19 protein-coding genes and 1 pseudogene are annotated in these 18,725 nt (G+C 63.5%); 14 read left to right on the forward strand and 6 right to left on the reverse strand.

From position 1 onward, the window contains the following. The first annotated feature begins 156 nt into the window (after positions 1-156). The 3 genes from ABIA40_RS19920 to ABIA40_RS19930 all read left to right on the forward strand — a co-directional run bounded on the left by ABIA40_RS19920 (position 157) and on the right by ABIA40_RS19930 (position 4,114). Positions 157-1,557, forward strand: a complete 1,401-nt coding sequence (locus ABIA40_RS19920; protein WP_404542970.1) for an LLM class flavin-dependent oxidoreductase — start codon at positions 157-159, stop codon at positions 1,555-1,557. 193 nt (positions 1,558-1,750) lie between these two features. Further along, positions 1,751-2,716, forward strand: coding sequence for an aliphatic sulfonate ABC transporter substrate-binding protein (locus ABIA40_RS19925; protein ID WP_404542972.1), 966 nt, complete (start codon positions 1,751-1,753; stop codon positions 2,714-2,716). Between the two features lie 57 nt (positions 2,717-2,773). Next, positions 2,774-4,114, forward strand: a complete 1,341-nt coding sequence (locus tag ABIA40_RS19930) for an LLM class flavin-dependent oxidoreductase (RefSeq protein WP_404542974.1) — start codon at positions 2,774-2,776, stop codon at positions 4,112-4,114. A gap of 15 nt (positions 4,115-4,129) precedes the next feature. On the opposite strand, the gene ABIA40_RS19935 is transcribed toward ABIA40_RS19930, so the two are convergent. Beyond that, positions 4,130-5,215 (reverse strand): LLM class flavin-dependent oxidoreductase, encoded by a 1,086-nt coding sequence (locus ABIA40_RS19935; RefSeq protein ID WP_404542976.1) that lies wholly within the window; start codon positions 5,213-5,215, stop codon positions 4,130-4,132. Positions 5,216-5,480: 265 nt separating this feature from the next. On the opposite strand from ABIA40_RS19935, the gene ABIA40_RS19940 reads away from it, so the two are divergent. From ABIA40_RS19940 to epsC, 6 genes are read left to right on the forward strand one after another with little or no spacing between them, the layout of a single operon-like run. After that, positions 5,481-6,353, forward strand: coding sequence for an ABC transporter permease subunit (locus ABIA40_RS19940; RefSeq protein WP_404546284.1), 873 nt, complete (start codon positions 5,481-5,483; stop codon positions 6,351-6,353). Next, positions 6,350-7,078 carry an ABC transporter ATP-binding protein gene (locus tag ABIA40_RS19945; protein WP_404542977.1) on the forward strand — a complete coding sequence of 243 codons (729 nt, stop codon included), beginning with the start codon at positions 6,350-6,352 and terminating at the stop codon, positions 7,076-7,078. Before ABIA40_RS19940 ends, ABIA40_RS19945 begins: the two co-directional genes overlap by 4 nt. Positions 7,079-7,095: 17 nt before the next feature. Then, the gene (locus ABIA40_RS19950) at positions 7,096-8,100 is read left to right on the forward strand and encodes an NrtA/SsuA/CpmA family ABC transporter substrate-binding protein (RefSeq protein ID WP_404542979.1); all 1,005 of its coding nucleotides are present in this window, start codon (positions 7,096-7,098) and stop codon (positions 8,098-8,100) included. Positions 8,101-8,116: 16 nt separating this feature from the next. Beyond that, positions 8,117-9,349, forward strand: coding sequence for an acyl-CoA dehydrogenase family protein (locus ABIA40_RS19955; protein ID WP_404542981.1), 1,233 nt, complete (start codon positions 8,117-8,119; stop codon positions 9,347-9,349). Positions 9,350-9,396: 47 nt separating this feature from the next. Next, on the forward strand, positions 9,397-9,969 hold the full coding sequence (locus ABIA40_RS19960) for a flavin reductase family protein (RefSeq protein WP_404542982.1): 573 nt from the start codon (positions 9,397-9,399) through the stop codon (positions 9,967-9,969). Positions 9,970-9,975: 6 nt separating this feature from the next. Next, on the forward strand, positions 9,976-10,977 hold the full coding sequence (epsC, locus tag ABIA40_RS19965; protein ID WP_404542984.1) for a serine O-acetyltransferase EpsC: 1,002 nt from the start codon (positions 9,976-9,978) through the stop codon (positions 10,975-10,977). Here the strand turns inward: epsC and ABIA40_RS19970 are convergent. Genes ABIA40_RS19970 through ABIA40_RS19990 form a run of 5 tightly spaced genes read right to left on the reverse strand, consistent with a single transcriptional unit; the run spans position 10,916 to position 15,115 of the window. After that, on the reverse strand, positions 10,916-11,782 hold the full coding sequence (locus ABIA40_RS19970) for an ABC transporter permease (protein WP_404542986.1): 867 nt from the start codon (positions 11,780-11,782) through the stop codon (positions 10,916-10,918). The genes epsC and ABIA40_RS19970 overlap by 62 nt on opposite strands. Next, complete coding sequence (locus ABIA40_RS19975) at positions 11,775-12,635, reverse strand: ABC transporter ATP-binding protein (RefSeq protein ID WP_404542988.1); 861 nt, start codon at positions 12,633-12,635, stop codon at positions 11,775-11,777. Before ABIA40_RS19975 ends, ABIA40_RS19970 begins: the two co-directional genes overlap by 8 nt. Further along, entirely contained in the window at positions 12,632-13,696 is a 1,065-nt protein-coding gene (locus ABIA40_RS19980) for an ABC transporter substrate-binding protein (protein WP_404542990.1), read from the reverse strand. The genes ABIA40_RS19975 and ABIA40_RS19980 overlap by 4 nt, the downstream gene beginning before the upstream one ends. A 22-nt stretch (positions 13,697-13,718) precedes the next feature. Further along, positions 13,719-14,645 carry a TauD/TfdA dioxygenase family protein gene (locus tag ABIA40_RS19985; RefSeq protein WP_404542992.1) on the reverse strand — a complete coding sequence of 309 codons (927 nt, stop codon included), beginning with the start codon at positions 14,643-14,645 and terminating at the stop codon, positions 13,719-13,721. Beyond that, the gene (locus ABIA40_RS19990; RefSeq protein ID WP_404542993.1) at positions 14,642-15,115 is read right to left on the reverse strand and encodes a hypothetical protein; all 474 of its coding nucleotides are present in this window, start codon (positions 15,113-15,115) and stop codon (positions 14,642-14,644) included. Before ABIA40_RS19990 ends, ABIA40_RS19985 begins: the two co-directional genes overlap by 4 nt. 35 nt (positions 15,116-15,150) lie before the next feature. Between ABIA40_RS19990 and ABIA40_RS19995 the strand changes: the two are divergent. From ABIA40_RS19995 to ABIA40_RS20015, 5 genes and pseudogenes are all read left to right on the forward strand, one after another. After that, positions 15,151-16,495: pseudogene (locus ABIA40_RS19995) on the forward strand (LLM class flavin-dependent oxidoreductase). A gap of 37 nt (positions 16,496-16,532) precedes the next feature. After that, complete coding sequence (locus ABIA40_RS20000; protein ID WP_404542995.1) at positions 16,533-17,348, forward strand: MetQ/NlpA family ABC transporter substrate-binding protein; 816 nt, start codon at positions 16,533-16,535, stop codon at positions 17,346-17,348. Between the two features lie 36 nt (positions 17,349-17,384). Further along, positions 17,385-17,711 carry a hypothetical protein gene (locus ABIA40_RS20005; protein ID WP_404542996.1) on the forward strand — a complete coding sequence of 109 codons (327 nt, stop codon included), beginning with the start codon at positions 17,385-17,387 and terminating at the stop codon, positions 17,709-17,711. 199 nt (positions 17,712-17,910) lie between these two features. Next, complete coding sequence (locus ABIA40_RS20010; protein ID WP_404542997.1) at positions 17,911-18,075, forward strand: hypothetical protein; 165 nt, start codon at positions 17,911-17,913, stop codon at positions 18,073-18,075. A 55-nt stretch (positions 18,076-18,130) separates the two neighbouring features. Continuing rightward, positions 18,131-18,640 (forward strand): Lrp/AsnC family transcriptional regulator, encoded by a 510-nt coding sequence (locus ABIA40_RS20015; protein ID WP_404542999.1) that lies wholly within the window; start codon positions 18,131-18,133, stop codon positions 18,638-18,640. Positions 18,641-18,725 lie beyond the last annotated feature (85 nt).

Consider the following 18,725-nt stretch of genomic DNA (forward strand, 5'->3'; position numbering starts at 1 on the left):
TGTCAGAAAAATAGCGATGCATGTGCTGCATCATCGCCGCCTCGCAACGCGTTTGTTTCCGCGCCTTTTCCGAATTGGAAACAAACTCGCTTGGGCAAGATGCTAAAAATGATCAGGCGCAGCGGATGTGCTTCGCGATGACGATCGGGCCAAACCATGACGAGACCGCGTGAGCTCCGCTTCAACGCCTTCAACATGACGGCACCAAGCCACAATTGGGCCGGCCTGTGGTCTCATCCGCGCGATGCGTCCATCGACTATAACACGCTTGACTATTGGGTCGACTACGCCAAGACCGCGGAACGCGGACTGCTCGACGGCATCTTCCTGGCCGACGTGTTCGGCGTGTACGACGTCTATGGCGGCACTGCCGATGCCGCCGCGCTGCATGCTGTGCAGCTGCCCAACGCCGACCCGACGCTGCTCGTGTCCCCCATGGCGCTCGTCACGCGACATCTCGGCTTCGGCATCACGTCCAACCTGACCTTCGAGCACCCCTATCAACTCGCACGCACGTTTTCGACGCTCGATCATCTGACCCGGGGCAGGATCGGCTGGAACATCGTGACCGGCTATCTCGATAGCGGCGCGCGCGGCATGGGCCTTCCGGCCGGCCGCGCCCACGACGACCGCTATGACGCGGCCGAGGACTTTCTCACCGCGGCCTACAAGCTATGGGAGGGAAGCTGGGAGGATGACGCGGTTCGCCGCGACCGTAGCAGCCGCATCTACACGGACCCCGCAAAGCTCCACCGCGTTCTTCATGAAGGCCCCTACTTCAAGGTCGACGGCATCCATCTCGCCGAGCCTTCGCCGCAGCGAACCCCGCTTTTGTACCAGGCCGGCACCTCGAAGCGCGGCCGCGCGTTCGCCGCCCAGCACGCGGAAGCGATCTTTCTCAACGGCCAGACCAAGCCGATCCTTGCGCGTGCCGTTCGCGAGATACGCGAAGCCGCCAAGGCCTATGGCCGTGATCCCTACGACATCCGCCTGTTTGCCGGCGCGACCGTGATCGCGGCGCCGACACGGGCCGAGGCGAACGACCTGCTCGAGGACTACGCCCGCCATGTCGACCAGACCGGCCAGCTCGCCCTGCTGTCGGGCTGGACCGGCATCGACTTCTCGACCTATCGGCAGGACCAGCCGATCGAATATGTCGAGAGCAACGCCATCCAGTCGATGGTCGAAAACTTTACGGTCCGGAGCGACCGGCCGGTCAAGGTCGGCGACCTCGCGAAGCTCAGCCGCGCCGGCGCCCGGTCGCCCTTCGTGGTCGGCTCGCCGCAGGACGTCGCCGATGAGCTGATTGCCTGGGCTGACGAGACCGACGTCGACGGTTTCAACCTGTTCCGGCTGGTCGCGCCGGAATCGCTGAACGCCTTCGTCGATCTCGTTGTGCCGGAGCTGCAATCGCGCGGCGTCTACAAGACCGCCTATCGCGACGGCACGCTGCGCGAAAAGCTATTCCCGGGACGCGGCCCACGGCTCCACACGACGCATCCCGGCGCGGGTTTTCGACGCTCAGCCGACCCGCTGCGATCGGATGCCGCCGAATAGCGGGCGGGCCGATTTCAGACAACAAGCTGCACCGCCTGGAAAATTCCTTTCTCAGATTGTGTCCGGCCAGAGACGCTTCCTTCTCTAACTGCACCGCATTCCGAAATTGCAACAGGGCCTAGCTTGCCTGCACATTGCGGCCTGCAGTTTGTCAAACGCGTCGCCAAGGCGGCTTAGCTTCAGGATCATTGTCATGTCTGGTTTCATCTCCCGCCTGCGGACCCTCGCCGCAGCCACACTGGGCATCTTCGCCATGGCGTCCGTTCAGCCCGCGATGTCCGAAGAGATCCGTATCGGCTATCAGAAATCCTCGACGCTGACGGCGATCCTGAAGACGAACGGCGAGCTGGAGAAAGCGCTCGCGCCGCTCGGGGTCACCATCTCCTGGCACGAGTTCACCAGCGGCCTGCCGCTGCTGGAAGCCATCAACATCGGCAGCATCGATTTCGGCGCTGATGTTGCCGACACCGTGCCGATCTTCGCACAGGCCGCCGGCGCCAAGCTCGCTTATGTCGCCGAGGAAGCCGCCTCGCCGGCAGCGCAGGCGATCGTCGTGCCGCAGTCTACAACCATCAAGACCGTTGCCGATCTCAAGGGCAAGAAGATCGCGGTGACCAAGGGCGCGGGGAGCCATTATCTATTGCTTGCGGCCCTGGCGAAATCCGGGCTCAGCTTCAAGGACATCACGCCCGCCTATCTGACGCCGGCGGACGGCCGTGCGGCGTTTGTCAGCAACAATGTCGATGCCTGGGTCGCCTGGGATCCGTTCCTGACCAGCGCCCTACATCAGACCAAGGGCCGGATCCTGTCCGACGGCAGCAACGGCCTTGCGAGCTACAAGCGCTATTACCTCGCGTCGGCCGCCTATGCGGATAAGCATGCCGAGGTGCTGAATGTGATCTTCACCAAGCTTGCCGCAACCGGCAAATGGGTGAAGGCGCAGCCAAAGGACGCCGCTACATTGCTCGCCGGGCTTTGGGGTATCGACGCGGCAATCGTCGAAGAAGCGAACAGCCACCGCTCCTATCAGGTGGGCGCAGTCACCGGACCAGGCCTGTCGGAGCAGCAGCGCATTGCCGATGCATTCCGCGCCGAGGGTTTGATCCCGGTGAAGCTCGACACCACGACCATCAAGATCTGGTCGCCGAAAGGGTCTTGATCGGGAGCCCATCTTCGTGCGCCTCCCGATCGGACAAAGCTGACCTCTGGAATTCGAATGCTGCCACGCCAACTACACCTGAACGTCAACCTGCTTCACTCCGGCGTCTATCCGTCAGCCTGGCGCCTGCCCGACAGTGATCCGCGCGCATTCTTCGACCTCGGTCATTACGTCCGCGTGGCGCAGATTGCCGAGCGCGGCAAGCTCGACGCGATTTTTTTGGCGGATTCGCCGGCCGTGAATGATCGCATCGACTATCGGTCGTTCACGTCGCTGGAGCCGACCATAATTTTGGCAACGGTCGCGGCCGCCACAACGCATGTCGGCCTGATCGGGACGGTATCGACGAGCTATAACGAGCCCTACAACATTGCGCGCCGCTTCGTGTCGCTCGATCACGCGAGCGGCGGCCGCTCGGGATGGAACGCGGTCACCACCGCAGATGCCGCGTCGAGCCGCAATTTCGGCCTCTCGGGCGCGCTGGAACACAAGGCCCGCTACGAGCGGGCCAAGGAATTCACGGAGGTCGTCCACGCCCTGTTCGACAGTTGGGAGGACGACGCCTTCGTCGGCGACAAAGCGAGCGCCAGATTCGTCGATACGTCGAAAGTACACCCAATCGCCCACCGCGGCCCGCATTATTCAGTCGCCGGCCCCTTGAACGTGCCGCGTTCGCCGCAGGGGCGACCGGTGACGGTGCAGGCCGGCGGCTCCAGCGACGGCCGCGACTTCGCCGCTGCCTATGCTGAGGCCGTGTTCACACTGGCGCAGTCGATCGAGGAAGGCGTCGCCTATGCGCGCGATCTGCGCACGCGTGCCGCGGCTTACGGACGCTCCGGTGATTCCATTGTGATTCTGCCGGGACTTGCGACCGTCATCGGCAGCACCGAAGCCGAAGCGAAACGGCGGCAGGATGAGCTTTGGGAACTGGTCTCCATCGAATACAGCCTGGCGCGTCTCGCCGGCACGCTTCAAATCGACCCCGCTCTGCTCGAACTCGACAAGCCGCTTCCCGATCCCTTGCCGCTTCCGGCGAATGCCAATCACACCATGTTCCAGGGCACCGTGAACCTTGCCCGCCGCGGCAATCTCACTGTCCGCCAGTTGATCCGCGCGCTCGGCGGAGGCGTTGGTCATCGCATCATCGTCGGGACGCCGGAGCAGGTCGCGGACGATATCGAGGCTTGGTTCAAGGCAGGCGCTGCGGACGGCTTCAACCTGATGCCGGACGTTCTGCCCACGGGCCTGGAGACCTTCGTCGATACCGTCGTGCCGATCCTTCAGAAGCGCGGTCTGTTCCGGACCGAATACACCGGCACGACATTGCGCGACCATCTTGGTTTGGCACGGCCGACGAGCCGCTACGCAAAGCCGCCGCCCGCCGTCGCCTCGGCCTGATCGCAACCAGCGACCCTATCGACTGGCCAGCTTCGCAGCAGGTCCAGTTGATTGCCCCGCTCGAACGCGGGGAATGATCTCCTCTGCGAAACGCCGCATCTCTGCTTCGAACGGCTGGAATTGCAGCATGAAGAGCTCGATGCCGGCGGCATGGAACGCCTCGATGCGCGCCGCGACCTCATCGTAACTGCCCACCAGCCCCGCGGCCGTGCCGCCGTTGCTGCCGACCCGCGGCGTCTTCTGCATCGTCTGCATCATCACGACTTTCGGGTCGGTATTCTGCTTCTGGATCGCCTTCATCGGCGCGTCCTTGGCCGCGAGGCTGAGCAGCCGCTCATAGGCGGCCTGCGCCTGCTCCCGGGTCTCGCGTGCCACGACAAAGGCAGACAGACCGAAGCGCAATGGCGGCGAGGAACCGCGCGGCCGCGCCGCGACATCGGCGATCAGGCCGGCGACATCCTCGAGCGGCTGTCCGTTGATGAACCAGACGTCGCCATGGCCGGCGACCAGATCGCGCGCCGGCTCGGATTCCCCGCCGACATAGATGGCGGGGCGCTTGCGGTACAGGCTGGTCGGCCGCAGCGCATAGTCCGTGACGTTGAAGTGATCGCCGCTGAAATTGAGGCGCTCGCCCTCCATCAGCCGGGACACGACGGAGATCCATTCCTTGCCGTAAGCATAGCGCGCATCGTGCTCGGGAAAGCCGATTCCCGCCTTCTCCAGCTCCGGACGATTCCAGGCATTGACCAGATTGATCGCAAACCGGCCGCGACTGATGTTCTCGATGCCGAGCGCGAGCTTCGCCAACACCACGGGGTGATAGAGATATGGCTTGATGGCGGCAATGATCTCGATGCGCTTGGTCAGCGCCGCAATCGCGGCAGCGGCGCTCCAGGCTTCGAGCTGATCGAGATCCTCCTGATGCGGGTTGATCGTGTGCTGCGCGATCAGCGTCGAATCGTACCCGAGCTCCTCGGCTGCAAGGATCAGATCCCGATTGCGCTCCCAGGAGGCATCGTAGGGCTCTTCAGGGTCCTGATGCGCGGCACGCGGCCCATGCACCAGCGCCCAGATGCCGAAGCGAAGAGGTGCAGCCGTCATCGTGCTCTCCCGTAACTCTCTCGACTTTGAGCGTTCTCGCTAATCGCCGCTGCAAGTTCAAGCAGACCTGCATCAAAAGATTTTCTTTGTCGCGCATCCGCGCGGCGACGACAGCAGATCACTCCGGAGCCGACGACAATTGAAATACCGCTCTATTTCTGCCAGCCCGATTTCGTGGGACATTTTGTGAAGACGGCAGGTGATTGCCGTCGCGCCTTTTGCATCACATGCAGTGCGTGAAACGAGGTCTCGCGTCTTGAGCAATATGGAACTGAGCGGCATCGACCGCAGCGTGATCGGTTCGGACCGCGCGCCGTCATCGCAAAGCGGCGGCAACGCACTCGCTCCCACCGCCGCGAAAAACAAACCTGGCACTCGCGGCCTTCAGCTTCTCTCGTGGCTGGCGCCGGTGGTGCTGGTCGTCATCTGGGAATGGCTGGCACAGGCAGGATGGCTCTCGCCGCAAGTTCTGCCCGCACCGAGCAAGGTCATCCGCACCGCCTTCAAGCTTGCAACCTCGGGCACACTGCTCAACGATCTCGGCGTAAGCTTGCTGCGGGCGGCGGCAGGATTCGTGATCGGAACGGCTATTGGTGGCGGCCTCGGCATTCTCGTCGGCTTCTCCCGCATCGCCGAAGCTCTGATCGACCGCAGCGTGCAGATGATCCGGGCCATCCCGTTCCTCGCAGCGCTGCCTCTGGTCATCGTCTGGCTTGGCGTCGGTGAGACGCAAAAGATCTTCCTGGTGGCCCTCGGCGTCACCTTCCCGATCTACATCAACACGGTGCTCGGTATCCGCCAGGTCGATCCCAAACTGCTCGAGCTCGGTCGCGTCCAGGGCCTGAGCTCGCTTCAGCTGATACGCCGTATCATCCTCCCCGGCGCATTGCCGTCGATCCTGACCGGCGTCCGCTATGCACTGGCGACGGCATGGCTTGCGCTGGTCGTCGCTGAAACCATCGGCGCGCAATCGGGCATCGGCTTTCTCGCCATGGACGCGCGTGAATTCCTGCGTACCGACGTGATCGTGCTGACCATCGTGATCTATGCGCTCATCGGCGTCGCAGCCGATGGAATTGCACGCTTTCTCGAACGGCGTCTTCTCGCCTGGCATCCGAACTATGGGGCAGCACGATGAACGCTCACGTGGCTCCACTGTCGCCCGCTTCATTCGAAACCGGCCCGGCCGTCGTCGTCAGCAATCTCGTTCGCAGTTACGGCAGCCGCGTGGTCATCGAAAAGCTGAACTTGCGCATCGAACGGGGCGAGTTCGTCGCCCTGCTCGGCGAAAGCGGCTGCGGCAAGACGACATTGCTGCGGGCGCTCGCCGGCTTGGACTCGATCCAGGGCGGGCGCATCGTCGCGCCGCGCCGGCCGGCGGTGGTATTCCAGGAGCACCGACTTCTGCCCTGGGACAGCCTCTGGCGCAACGTCTCGCTTGGTTTGCAGGTGCCGGACGCACGAGAGCGCGCCGCCGAAGCGTTGACCGAGGTGGGCCTTGGCGACCGTCTCGACGATTGGCCGCGCAATTTGTCCGGCGGACAGGCCCAACGCGTCGCGCTGGCCCGCGCGCTGGTGCAGCAGCCAGAGCTCATGCTCCTCGACGAGCCGTTTGCCGCATTGGACGCGCTCACCCGCATCCGCATGCATGAACTCGTTCGCGAGCTCGTCGCCAACCATCAGCCGGGCGTTCTGCTCGTCACCCACGACGTCGACGAAGCGATTGCTCTGGCGGATCGCATCCTGGTGATGCGGAACGGCGCCATCGCCTACGAGCACCGCGCCGCGCGCAGCGGCTCGACACCGATCTCGCGTAGCGAGCTCCTTGCCGAGCTCGGCGTGAATTCGCACTCCACCCATTAATTCAACGGAAGGCCATCATGTCCGACTCTTCCATCGCCAAGCCGTCCCGCCGCAGCTTTCTCATCACCGCGGCCTTCGGCGTCGGCGCCCTCGCCGGCTTGAACATCGGCGACTTTGCCGAGGCCGCAACTGGCCGCACCACGGATATTGTTCGCCTGACCTGGGGCATGAGCGGTCTCAATCTGATAGCCAAGGAACGCGGCGAGTTCGAGAAGGTGCTGGCCAAGGACGGCATCAAGGTCGAATGGCTCGGGCCCTTCCCGAACCACGCCCCGACATTGCAGGCCGTCACCGGAGGCAGCGCCGATTTCAGCTTCGGCGGCAGCACGACGCCGGCGCTGGCCGCGATCATCGCCGGTTCGCCGCTGGTGTTTACCCAGTTCGTGGTTTACGAGCCCCGCACCACGGCGATCATCGCCAAGGACGGCTCCGGCATCGATAAGGTCGAGGACCTCGTCGGCAAGTCGGTCGCGGTCAACCGCTCCGGCCTCGGCGAATTCCTGCTGGTGGCCGCGCTCGAGAAGCACAAGGTTGACCGGTCCAAGGTCAAGTTCGTCTATCTCAATCCGCCCGATGCGGCACCTGCGCTCGCCTCCGGCAAGGTCGACGCCTGGTCGATGTGGAGCCCCGGCGTCGATATCGCCCGGCTCGAATACAAGGCGCACGACATCTTCCTGGAAGGGCGGGACCTCGACTTCCAGATCGACTACACCTCGTACCTGACCACCCGCAAATTCGCGACCGACAACCCGGCCCTCGTGCGAGCCGTCAACGATGCGTTCCGCGCCGAAGGCAAGTGGATCTCAGAGAACGGCAAGGAGGCGGAGTACATCGCCCAGAAGGCGGGCAAGTACAGCGACGAGGTTCGCGACCAATTCATCGCATCGAAGCGCAAGTATCGCTACTTCGCCGTCAATGACGAGCGCTTCATCAGCGAGCTGCAAAAGGCCGCCGACTGGCTGGTCGCGCGCAAGGTTCTGCCCGAGCCGGTCAAGGTCACCGACCATCTCGCCCAGCTCTAGTTAACAGGTCAGGACAATGAACAAGACCGTATCCGCCCCCTCCCTCGGTAGATCCGAGCCGCTCAAGGCCGGCTCGCCGGAGCTGGAAGCGTTGCTCAACCAGATCGCCGAAGGTGCGAGCGCGCGAGAACGCGACCGCGTGCTGCCCTTCGAGATCATCGATCTCATCCGCCGCGCCCGCCTCGGCGCGCTGCGGCTTCCGGTGAGCGCCGGCGGCGCCGGCAGCACGATCCGCGATCTCTTCGCGTTCGTGATCCGCCTCGGCGAGGCCGACGCCAATGTCGCGCATATCCTGCGCAACCATTTCAGCGTGGTGGAGCGGCTGGTACGTACGCCCAAGGACGAGCAGAGCCGCGAGTGGCAGAAGGCGGTCGCGCAGGGCGCGATCATCGGGCTCGCCACCACCGAGCTCGAAAGCCCCCGCGTCGGCAATGTCACGCCGGGTACGACCTTCACGCCTGACGGAAACGGCGACTACCTCCTGAACGGGACCAAATACTACAGCACAGGCACACTGTATTCGGATTACGTGCTAGTCCGCGCCGCCGATCCTGATGGCATCAGCGGCGCGACGATCGTTCCGATCAAGCGCGATGGCATCGAGCTGGTCGACGACTGGGATGGGCTCGGACAGCGGCTCACCGCAACCGGAACGACGCATTTCCGCAACGTCAAGGTCAAAAGCCAGGAGATCGTCTTCGATACACCCGACACGGGCTACGGCGTGCCTTACTCCAACACGTTCGCGCAGCTGTTCCTGACCGCGGTCGTTGCCGGTATCGCGCGCGCAACCTTGCGCGACGCGACCGCCCTGATCCATTCGCGCAAGCGAACCTTCTATTACGCGCCCACAGAAGTTCCGACCGATGATCCCCTGCTTCAGCAGACCGTCGGCCAGATCGCCAGCGGAGCGTTTGCGGCCGAAACGGTGGTGCTGGCGGCCGCCGAGGCGCTCGACATCGCGACCGATGCCTTCGACGCGGGCGCATCGAACGCCGCGGAAGCCGCCCACACCGCCGCCCTGCTCTCGGCCAAGGCCAAGATCGTCGCGGACGATTTTGCCATCCGCGGCGGCAGCCTGCTGTTCGACGTCGGCGGCGCGTCGGCGACCAAGAAGGTCACCAATTTCGACCGGCACTGGCGCAATGCTCGCACGCTGTCGTCGCACAATCCGACCACTTACAAGGCGCGCTCGATCGGCCAGTACGAAATCAGCGGCACGCCGCTGCCGGCGAAAGGCTTCTTCTAGCCAAGACGGCGCCTTTGTTCGACGGTCCGACGCAAGGAGAGACAGACATGGGAAGGTCGGACATCCATCTCGTCACAGACAGCAATGAGATCGAGCACCAGTTCCGCGCCGTGATGCGCCGCCTCGCCGGTGGCGTCAGCATCATCACGGCCGGCCGCGACGACGACATCACGGGCATGACAGTCACGTCGCTGACCTCGCTGAGCGCGAGCCCGCCGCGTGTGCTGGTCAGCCTCAATCGGCAGGCCTCGTCTTTTGCCCCGATCGAGCGTCACAGGGTATTCGGGGTCAACATTCTCGGATCCGACCAGCAGGAGCTCGCGAGCCGATTCAGCAACGGTCTCCTCAAGGGACCACAGCGCTTCCAAGGCATTCCCTGGTCCGCCGGGACCTCGGGCGTGCCACTGCTTGGAAACTCGCTCGCGACCGTCGAATGCCGGGTCGAGGAGATCATCGAGCGCTATTCGCACGGAATCATCGTCGGCAGCCTTTTGAGCTTCGAGCTGTCGCCCCAGCTTTCCGGCCTGGTGTACTGGAACGGCCAATACATCGAGATCAAGCATGATTTCGACCTCGATCTGCTGGCCGAGATCAGCATTCCGCTGGCGCATGTCAGGTGAGGCGGCATGAAGCACGACTTGGCCCGCGAGCCCTCAGACGACAAGGGACTCGATAGCCCGACACAAAAGCGCTGGCAGCTCGAGCAGCTCGTCGCCGCACTCCGCGTCTCCCGCGAGGAGACCCATAGTATCCGCCGGGATGGCGAGGCGCGCCGGGCGCCGTCGCGCGAAGCCCTTCAGGCGATCCTGGACGGCCTGACCGAAGCGCTGTTCCCGCGCCATTACGGCCAGTTCGACCTCGACGGCGAGAACATCGACTATTTCGTCGGTAACCGCCTCAGCATAGCGCTCGACGGCCTGTGCGACCAGGTCCACCGTGCCGCGCTCTTCATCGGTGACGAGCTCACGGCCGGCTTCCGGCGCGACGACGCAATCGACCTGACACGCCGGTTCGCCTCCCAGCTCCCGGACGTGCGCGGGCTGATCATCAGCGATCTCCGCGCCGCCTTCGTCGGCGACCCCGCCGCAAGGAACTTTCCGGAGATCCTGATCGGTTATCCCGGCATGACCGCGATCATCCACCACCGGCTGGCCCATATCCTCCATCAGCTTGGTGCACGGCTGGTTGCGCGGCTGGTCGCGGAGATCGCCCACACAAGGACCGGCATCGACATTCACCCTGGCGCGAGCATCGGGTCCGGCTTCTTCATCGACCACGGCACCGGTGTCGTGATCGGCGAGACTGCAATCATCGGGGACAATGTCCGCATCTACCAGGCCGTGACGCTCGGCGCGCGCCATTTCCCGACTGACGACGACGGCCATCTGATCAAGGGCGACGCCCGGCATCCGATCGTTGACGACGACGTCGTGATCTATGCCGGCGCCACCATCCTCGGGCGGATCACGATCGGCCGGGGATCGACCATTGGCGGCAACGTCTGGGTGACCCAGGACGTGCCCCGGAACAGCATCGTGACGCAGCGACGGCCCGCAACAAGCCAGGCTAAATGGCCGGCGCCTTCCAGCGCATCAGGCGGCGCTCCAGTGCCTCGAGGATCGCATTGAAGGTGAGACCGATCACCGTGATGCCGAGGATGCCGAAATACATCTGCGGGATCAGGAAGCTGTACTGGCTGTTGATGATGAGATAGCCGAGCCCTGATTTCGCACCGACCATCTCGGATGCCACCAACACCAGCATCGCCGAGGCGCTCGCCAGGCGAATGCCGACGAAGATCGTCGGCAGCGACGCCGGCAGAATCACCTTCCGGAACAGCTGGCTCGGCGTCGCCCCCATCGTCCGCGCCGACTTGACCAGAAGCGGATCGACCTGGCGGACCGCAGCGATCGTGTTCAGCAGCAGTGGCCAGGCGCAGCTATAGACGACCATGGTGACCTTCGAGAGCTCGCCGATCCCAAGCAGCAGGATAAAAATCGGCAGCAGCGCAAGCGGCGCCGTATTGCGCGCGATCTCGATGATCTGGCTCAACAGATTGCCCAGCCCGACATACCATCCCGTCAACACACCCAATGGCACGAACAGGGCAATGGCGATCAGGAAACCGCTCAGGGCCCGAAGCAGGCTTGCGCCGACGTGGTCGTAGAGCTCCCCACTCTGTGCAAGCTGCCAGCCCGCGGCGATCACCTCGGAGAACGGCGGCAGGAAGGTCACATCGATGAGACCGAGGCGCGGCGCCGTTTCCCAGAGGGCCAGGAACAGCAGCAACAGCAGGGATCGCTGTCCGATGATGCCGAGCCATCGCACCAGGCTACCCGTCGCCGCGGCAACGACGCCGGCGCGTTGCCCGGCCCGGTCTTTCGGGCTGCCCTCGGCCAGTTCCATCAACGTCAGGATCTCCAGATTAGACATGAGCCAGCTCCTCCGTATTGGCGACCCGATCGCCGTCCGATGCCGCGGCCTGGAAACCTTGCGCTTTCAAGACCTCGTTGCGCAGCAAGGACCACACTTCGTGCCTGACATGCCCAAACGCAGGAAGCGATCGCACATCCTCGGTCTCGCTGTGCAGCTCATCGGGAATATCGATGACTTGCTTGATGCGGCCGGGGCGCGAGGTCATCACCGCCACGCGCTGACCAAGGACCACGGCTTCGTCGATGCCGTGCGTGATGAACAGGATGGTCTTTCCCGTGCGGCGCCAGATCCGCAGCAGCTCGCCCTGGAGAGTCTCCCGCGTCTGAGCATCGAGCGCCGCAAACGGCTCATCCATCAGCAGCACCTCCGGATCGTAGGCGAGGCTGCGGGCGATCGCGACGCGCTGCTTCATCCCGCCGGAGAGCTCGTGCGGATAGCGGTCGGCAAACCCGGACAGCCCGACCAGGTCGAGATAGTGCAGCGCCCTCGCCCGCCGCTCCCTGGCCTTCAGGCCGGCAATGTCGAGCCCGAACTCGATATTTTGCGCAGCCGTGCGCCAAGGAAACAGCGCATATTGCTGGAACACGATGCCGCGATCGCGCGCCGGACCCTCGATGACCTTGCCATCGAGCAGGATGCGACCGCTGCTCGGCGTGGCGAGGCCGCCGAGCAGATCCAGCAAGGTCGACTTGCCGCAGCCACTCGGCCCGACCAGCGCCAGGAATTCGCCGGTCCGAACATCCAGCGTGATGTCGTCGAGCGCGGTGAAGCGCTGCGCCGACCCACCATCCTTGCCGCGGACCAGGAAGTCCTTGCGCACATGCTCGAAGCGGATCTTGGCTATCGTCATTTGGCCTCCGCGGTCTTGCCTGGGCGGAAATAGTTGAACGCGTTGGTGTAGAGGTCCGACGGCTTGAGCTGGTCCTGCTTCAAGAGGCCATCCCTGACCAGCCAGTCGATCCACACCTGGAGCTCGGCATCGCCGATCACGCCGCCCTTGGTCGCGACGCCCGTGCTCCTCCAGTACTTGATCGGGGTGGCGTCCTCGTTGCGCTTGCGCTCAGCGATGACGCGCTCGAAGCGGGCACGGACCTGCTCGGGCGGTGTTGTCTGAGCCCAGTCGATGGCACGAGACACGCCCTCGATCAGCTTGCGGGACGTGTTTGGATTGTCCTTGATGAACTTGTCGCGCAGCACATAGGCCCCGCCGGTGAAGTTCCCGAAGACGTCCGTATCGGCAAAGAGCCGCCGAATGCCGCCGCGCTCGAGTGCCTTGTCACGCAGGACGCCGCCGAGCGTGCTAAGCTCGACCTGCCCCTGCCGCAGCGCCTGCTCACCAGTGACCGGCGGGATCGCAACCAGCGTCACCTGCTTCGCCTCTGCCGGCGTCAAGCCGTTGCGAGCCAGGTACTCGCGCAGCACGAATTCATGGTGCGCTCCCAGCGTATTTACCGCGACCTTCTTACCGATCAGGTCCCGCGCGGTCTTGATCGGACTATCCTCCTTCACGTAGTAGCCGCTGTACGTGTTGTCGTCCGAGCCGTAGTAGCCGACCACGGCCTTGATCGGCGCCTTGGCGGCGATCAACTTGATGATCGCGCCGTAGAACGCACCGCCGATGTCGATATCGCCGGTGACCACGGTCTGGATATCCTGGGGACCGCTGATGGTGTTCCCGACCCATTTCAGCTTGAGCGGCGCGAGATAGCCGAGGTCGTCAGCCAGCTCGATGAAAGTCACCTGCCCGGCCCAACCCTGGTAACGGATCTCGTTCTTCTCGAGCTGCGTCTCGGCCGCAGCGCTCCCGACTAGGCCCGCCAGCGCAACGCTGGCAAGGCCGATCTGCCGGACTCTTGCCCGTGCACGCAAGCCGGCCACCAGCCGGCGCAAGGCAGAAGCCACGATTTTCATTGCAGTCACTCCCTTGCTTGCTTCAGGCGGCTTTTGTTTGCGGCTTGGTCGACTTGATCCGGGTGACGCTCTGCCGGCCGTCAATGCCGACCGGTACCTCGCCATCAATGGTCGCGCGCCGCACGACGCGGTGCTGATCGCCGTAGTCGTTCACGGCGTAGTGCTGGGTCGCGCGGTTGTCCCAGACGACGACATCCCCCTGCCGCCAGCTCCAGCGAACCGTGTTTTCCGGCGCTGTGATGTGCGACTGGAACAGATCGAACAGCTTCTGGCCGTCGTATTTCGACAGTCCGACCAAGCGCTGGACGAAATTTCCGAGCACCAGCGTGCGCTCGCCGGTTTCGGGATGGACGCGGACGACGGGATGCTCGGTCTCGTAGACCGTCGCCGTGAAGACCTCCTCGAATTGCTTCCGGTCGGCTTCGCTCGCGCGGGTCTTGACCGCGTAGTCATAGGCATTGCTGTGCACCGCCCAGAGTTCGTCGGCGAGCTTGCGCAGCGGCGCCGGCAGGTCGAGATAGGCGGCAGCTGTGTTCGACCAGATCGTGTCGCCGCCGAACTCGGGGATCACGACGCCGCGCAGAACCGAGATCTTCGGATAAGCATCGACGAACGTGACGTCAGTGTGCCACTGGTCGGCGCGCCCACCTCCGCGCGCGGAGTCGAGTTCGAGGATCGAGGCCGTGCCTTTGGTCGCGCCGACCGTCGGATGCGGCACCAGCTTGCCGAGCCTATGGGCAAAGCGCTCCTGCCCGGCATCGTCGAGATGATTCTGGTCACGGAAGAAGATGACTTTATGCTGGAGCAGCACCTGATTGATCGCCGCAATCGTCCGATCCGGCAGATCGCCGGAAAGCTTGATGTTTCTGATCTCCGCGCCAATACGGGCCGATCGTTTGACGATATCCGCGCGCGGAATGACGTTGTCGATAGTGATTCCGTCAGTCATGTCATCTTCCCCGATACCGCGATCCATTTGGACAAGGCTCCGCCGTGCGCCGATCGCCGTTGCGATGACGGAGTAAAGGACAGTGATGGTGCGATCGATCCTCTTGCGAGACTGCCGTCCGCTCTGGCGGCAATCCCGTCTGGCGGGACCTTTCCGTAGAGGCTGCATCGATGCAGCGTCGTGTAGTCAGGGAATGTTAGCTCACGGCTTTCGGAAATGGCTTCCAAAGATTGATCGGCGCAGGGAATAGTTGCATTCGCGAAAACAGCGACAGAAAAACGCAGGACCGCTCTCGGCGTAAACCACGGTGTCGCCGCCGCTTCAATGTCCGCTTGGACGTGCGCATTCTCGAATCCATAAACAGTCGTGCCACAAGCGATCTCCACTTGCAGGCTTTCCCGAAAGTTCATGCTCGCATCAAACTCAACAACGCAATTCCATTCCATCGACAACGATGCGGGCGTCGACATAGATTTTGCTCAGGCCGCATACGGGGCGTTTCAACATGAGCAATCAACGGCAGCTCGCTCTCAATCTCTTCATCTATCCCGGCGGTCATCACGAAGCCGCCTGGCGCTACAAGGGATCGTCCGCGGAGCGCATTCTCGACATCACCTATTATCAGGAGCTGGCGCAGCGCGCCGAGGCGAGCAAGTTCGACGCTATCTTCTTTGCCGACGGGCCGGCTCTCGCCGACAATGTCCGCTACGCCCAGCGCTTTCGCTTCGAGCCTATCACCTGGTTGGCTGCGATCGCCGCAGTGACGAAGCGTATTGGCCTGATCGCGACGGCATCGACCACCTATACCGAGCCCTACAATCTCGCGCGCATGTTCGCCTCACTCGACCACCTGAGCAAGGGCCGCGCCGGCTGGAATATCGTGACGACCAGCGCCCCACAGGCCGCGCAAAACTTTGGATTGCCCGAGCACCCGCCTCACCACGAGCGCTACGAGCGCGCCCGGGAATATCTCGACGTGATCTCGCGGCTCTGGGACAGCTGGGAGGACGACGCGCTCGTCAACGATCCTGCCTCGGGCATCTTCGCCGATACCAGCAAGATCCATACGCTCGACCATGTCGGCAAACATTTTCGCGTTCGCGGCCCGCTGAACATCTCGCGCACGCCGCAGGGCCGGCCGGTCTATGTGCAGGCCGGCTCCTCCGACGACGGCCGCGCTTTCGCCGCGCGCTTTGCGGAAGCCATCTTCACCGCGCATCAGACGCTGGATTCCGCCAAGGCCTTCTACGCGGACATCAAGCGGCAGGCCCGCACCTTCGACCGCGGCCCTGACGAGATCAAGATCCTGCCCGGCATCAGCCCCTTCATCGGCAGCACGCAAGCCGAGGCGGACCGCCTCCAAGACGAGTTCAATGAGCTGATCCAGCCGGAATATTCCCTGACGCAGCTGCGCCAGATGATCGGCGTCGATCTCACCGGTTACGATCTCGACGGTCCCGTGCCGCGCCATCTGATCGACACCGCCAGTGCGCGTGGCGTCGCCAGCCGCTTCAAGCTGGTGGTCGACATCGTCGACCGCGAGAAACCGACGATCCGCCAACTGGTCCAGCGCCTCGCCGGCGCGCGCGGCCATTGGGTCATCGCCGGCACGCCGGAAAAGATCGCCGACAACATCCAGGCCTGGTTCAAGGGCGGTGCGGCGGACGGCTTCAACGTGATGCCGCCCTGGCTGCCCGGCGGCTTCGATGTCTTTGCCGAGCAGGTCGTCCGCGATCCTGCGCAAGCGCGGCTTGTTCCGCGAGGACTACACCGGCGCGACGCTGCGTGAGCATTACGGCCTCGCCCGCCCCACCAGCATCTACTCCAACCCGGTCAGGGCGATCGCCTGACACCACTCTCCCCTTCAACTGGAAACCGCAAGAAGACATGAAGACCGCATTGTTTCTCCTCTCCGGCCTTTTGGCTCTCTCGCCGCTCGCCGCTGAAAACTCCATGGCGCAGCAACCCGCGAAGCCCGAATTGCGGGTCGGCTTCGTGCCGGGGCCATACATCGACGAGTTCAAGATCGGCGTCGAGCCGGAGCTCAAGAAGAAGGGCTACAAGATCCGTTACGTCGAATTCTCGACCGGCCTTGAAGCCAATAACGCAGTGTTCAAGTCCGAGATCGATGCCAATGTGATGCAGCACACGGTCTTCCTTGAGTCTTACAACGAGCGCCAGAAGACCGATCTTGTCGGCATCGTCCACGTCCCGACGCCCCCGATGGGCCTCTATTCGAAGAAGCACCCGCTGGGCACGCCAATCAAGCCGGGCTCCAGCGTCGCGGTGCCCAACGATCCCGTCAACCTGCAGCGCGCCCTGTGGGTGCTGCGCGATCTCGGCCTGATCGAGATCCGCGACAGCAAGCCGGTCGACGTCACCGAGCTCGATGTCATCAAGAATCCAGGTGGCATCAAGATCGTGCCGCTCGAGGCCGCGCAAGCGCCGCGGGCGCTCGACGATGTCGATTTCGCCGCTGTCCAGGGCAATTTTGCGATCTTTAGCGGTCTGAAGCTGACCAATGCCTTTGCGCTGGAGAAGATGACGACGCCCTACATCAACGTGCTCGCAGTAAAGAAGGCCAACGCCAATGCCGAATGGGCCCAGGACATTGTCGCCGCTTACAAATCGCCGACGTTCAAGACGGCGATCCTGGCCGACCGCTTCTATGACGGGTTCACCCTGCCCGACTACATGAAGTGAGGGGATCGCCGAAAAGCAGCAGGACGCGGCCTCAGCATGTTCGAGTTCACACTGGAATGGACGCGTGTTCGTTCTCCCGCTGAGCGGGCGACCGACGCGCGAGCGGTGACCGATCGCATCGGCTGGCATCAGGCATTGATCCTTCCACTGGTGCTGCTGATCGCGTTCCTGATTGTGCTTGGCCTGATGACGAGATCGCATCTGGACGAGCGCACCGACCGCAGCCTTCTGTATGCATCGTTCGGCAGCATGGGCCTGCCCATGCTGCCGCTGGCGCCGGACTCCTGCCGTAGACCGCTGAACGCCGGCTCCACCCCGCGTCTGCAGCACGCCGACGTGCTCGCGCTACTCGCGAACGAATGATCTGACGCCTCCGCACTCCTCGCACTGCATGAAAAACGTTCCTTGCGAAAACGCTCCATGGAATTTCCTACTCGAACCAATGACAGTCTCAGTACGATCCAACCAAACTGAGCGTGGCCAACCGCTGGCGATGTTCAACATGTTACCGCTCGTGTTAGCCTTGTCGGGTTCTCGCCCTACAATGTTGTCCGGAGTGAACATGAGCTACGTCATATCGCTGCATTCAAGCTTCGCCAGCTGGTTCAAGCAGGCACGCGAATGGTTCCGGCGCTCACTGCGGCCGCAGACGGGCGGCCCGAACGATGACCGCAGCGGCCGGCAGGACGATCTTTACGAAATCTTCCTGTTCGGGCCTCACGGCTGACAACCCCGCCCAAGCGCCGGCCCCTAGCTTCCACTGGCACAAAGGTAATCAGACAATGTCCGACGCTGCGCTGCAGCTCGCCGAGACTGGCCGCCGCCTCGACGCCATCGACCGCAAGATCCTGACGGTGCTTCAGGAGGACGCCTCACTCTCGGTGGCCGAAATCGGCGACCGGGTCGGCCTGTCGTCGACGCCGTGCTGGAAGCGGATCCAGCGGCTGGAAGCCGACGGCGTGATCCTGAAACGCGTTGCGCTGGTCGACCAGAACAAGATCGGCCTCGGCCTTTCGGTGTTCGTCTCGGTAGAAAGCTCCGATCATTCCGACGCCTGGCTCAAGCGCTTCGCCGCGGCGGTCAGCGCCATGCCCGAGGTGATGGAATTCTACCGCATGGCCGGCGACGTCGACTACATGCTGCGCGTCGTCATTCCGGACATGCCGAGCTACGACGTGTTCTACAAGAAGCTCATCCACGCCGTCCCGCTCAAGAACGTCACCTCGCGTTTCGCGATGGAGAAGATCAAGTCGATAACCGCGCTGCCGGTGCCTCCCGTGCCAGCAGAGTAGGCGCTTCCCGTCGCCAATAGCGCACCCCGTAAGAGCAGACCGTCAGCCGAAGAAAAAGAGGACATGGGCATCGTCTTGCCGGGCG

It is taken from the genome of Bradyrhizobium sp. USDA 223, from assembly GCF_044909005.1.
In the GTDB taxonomy this organism is placed as follows: Bacteria; Pseudomonadota; Alphaproteobacteria; order Rhizobiales; family Xanthobacteraceae; genus Bradyrhizobium; species Bradyrhizobium yuanmingense.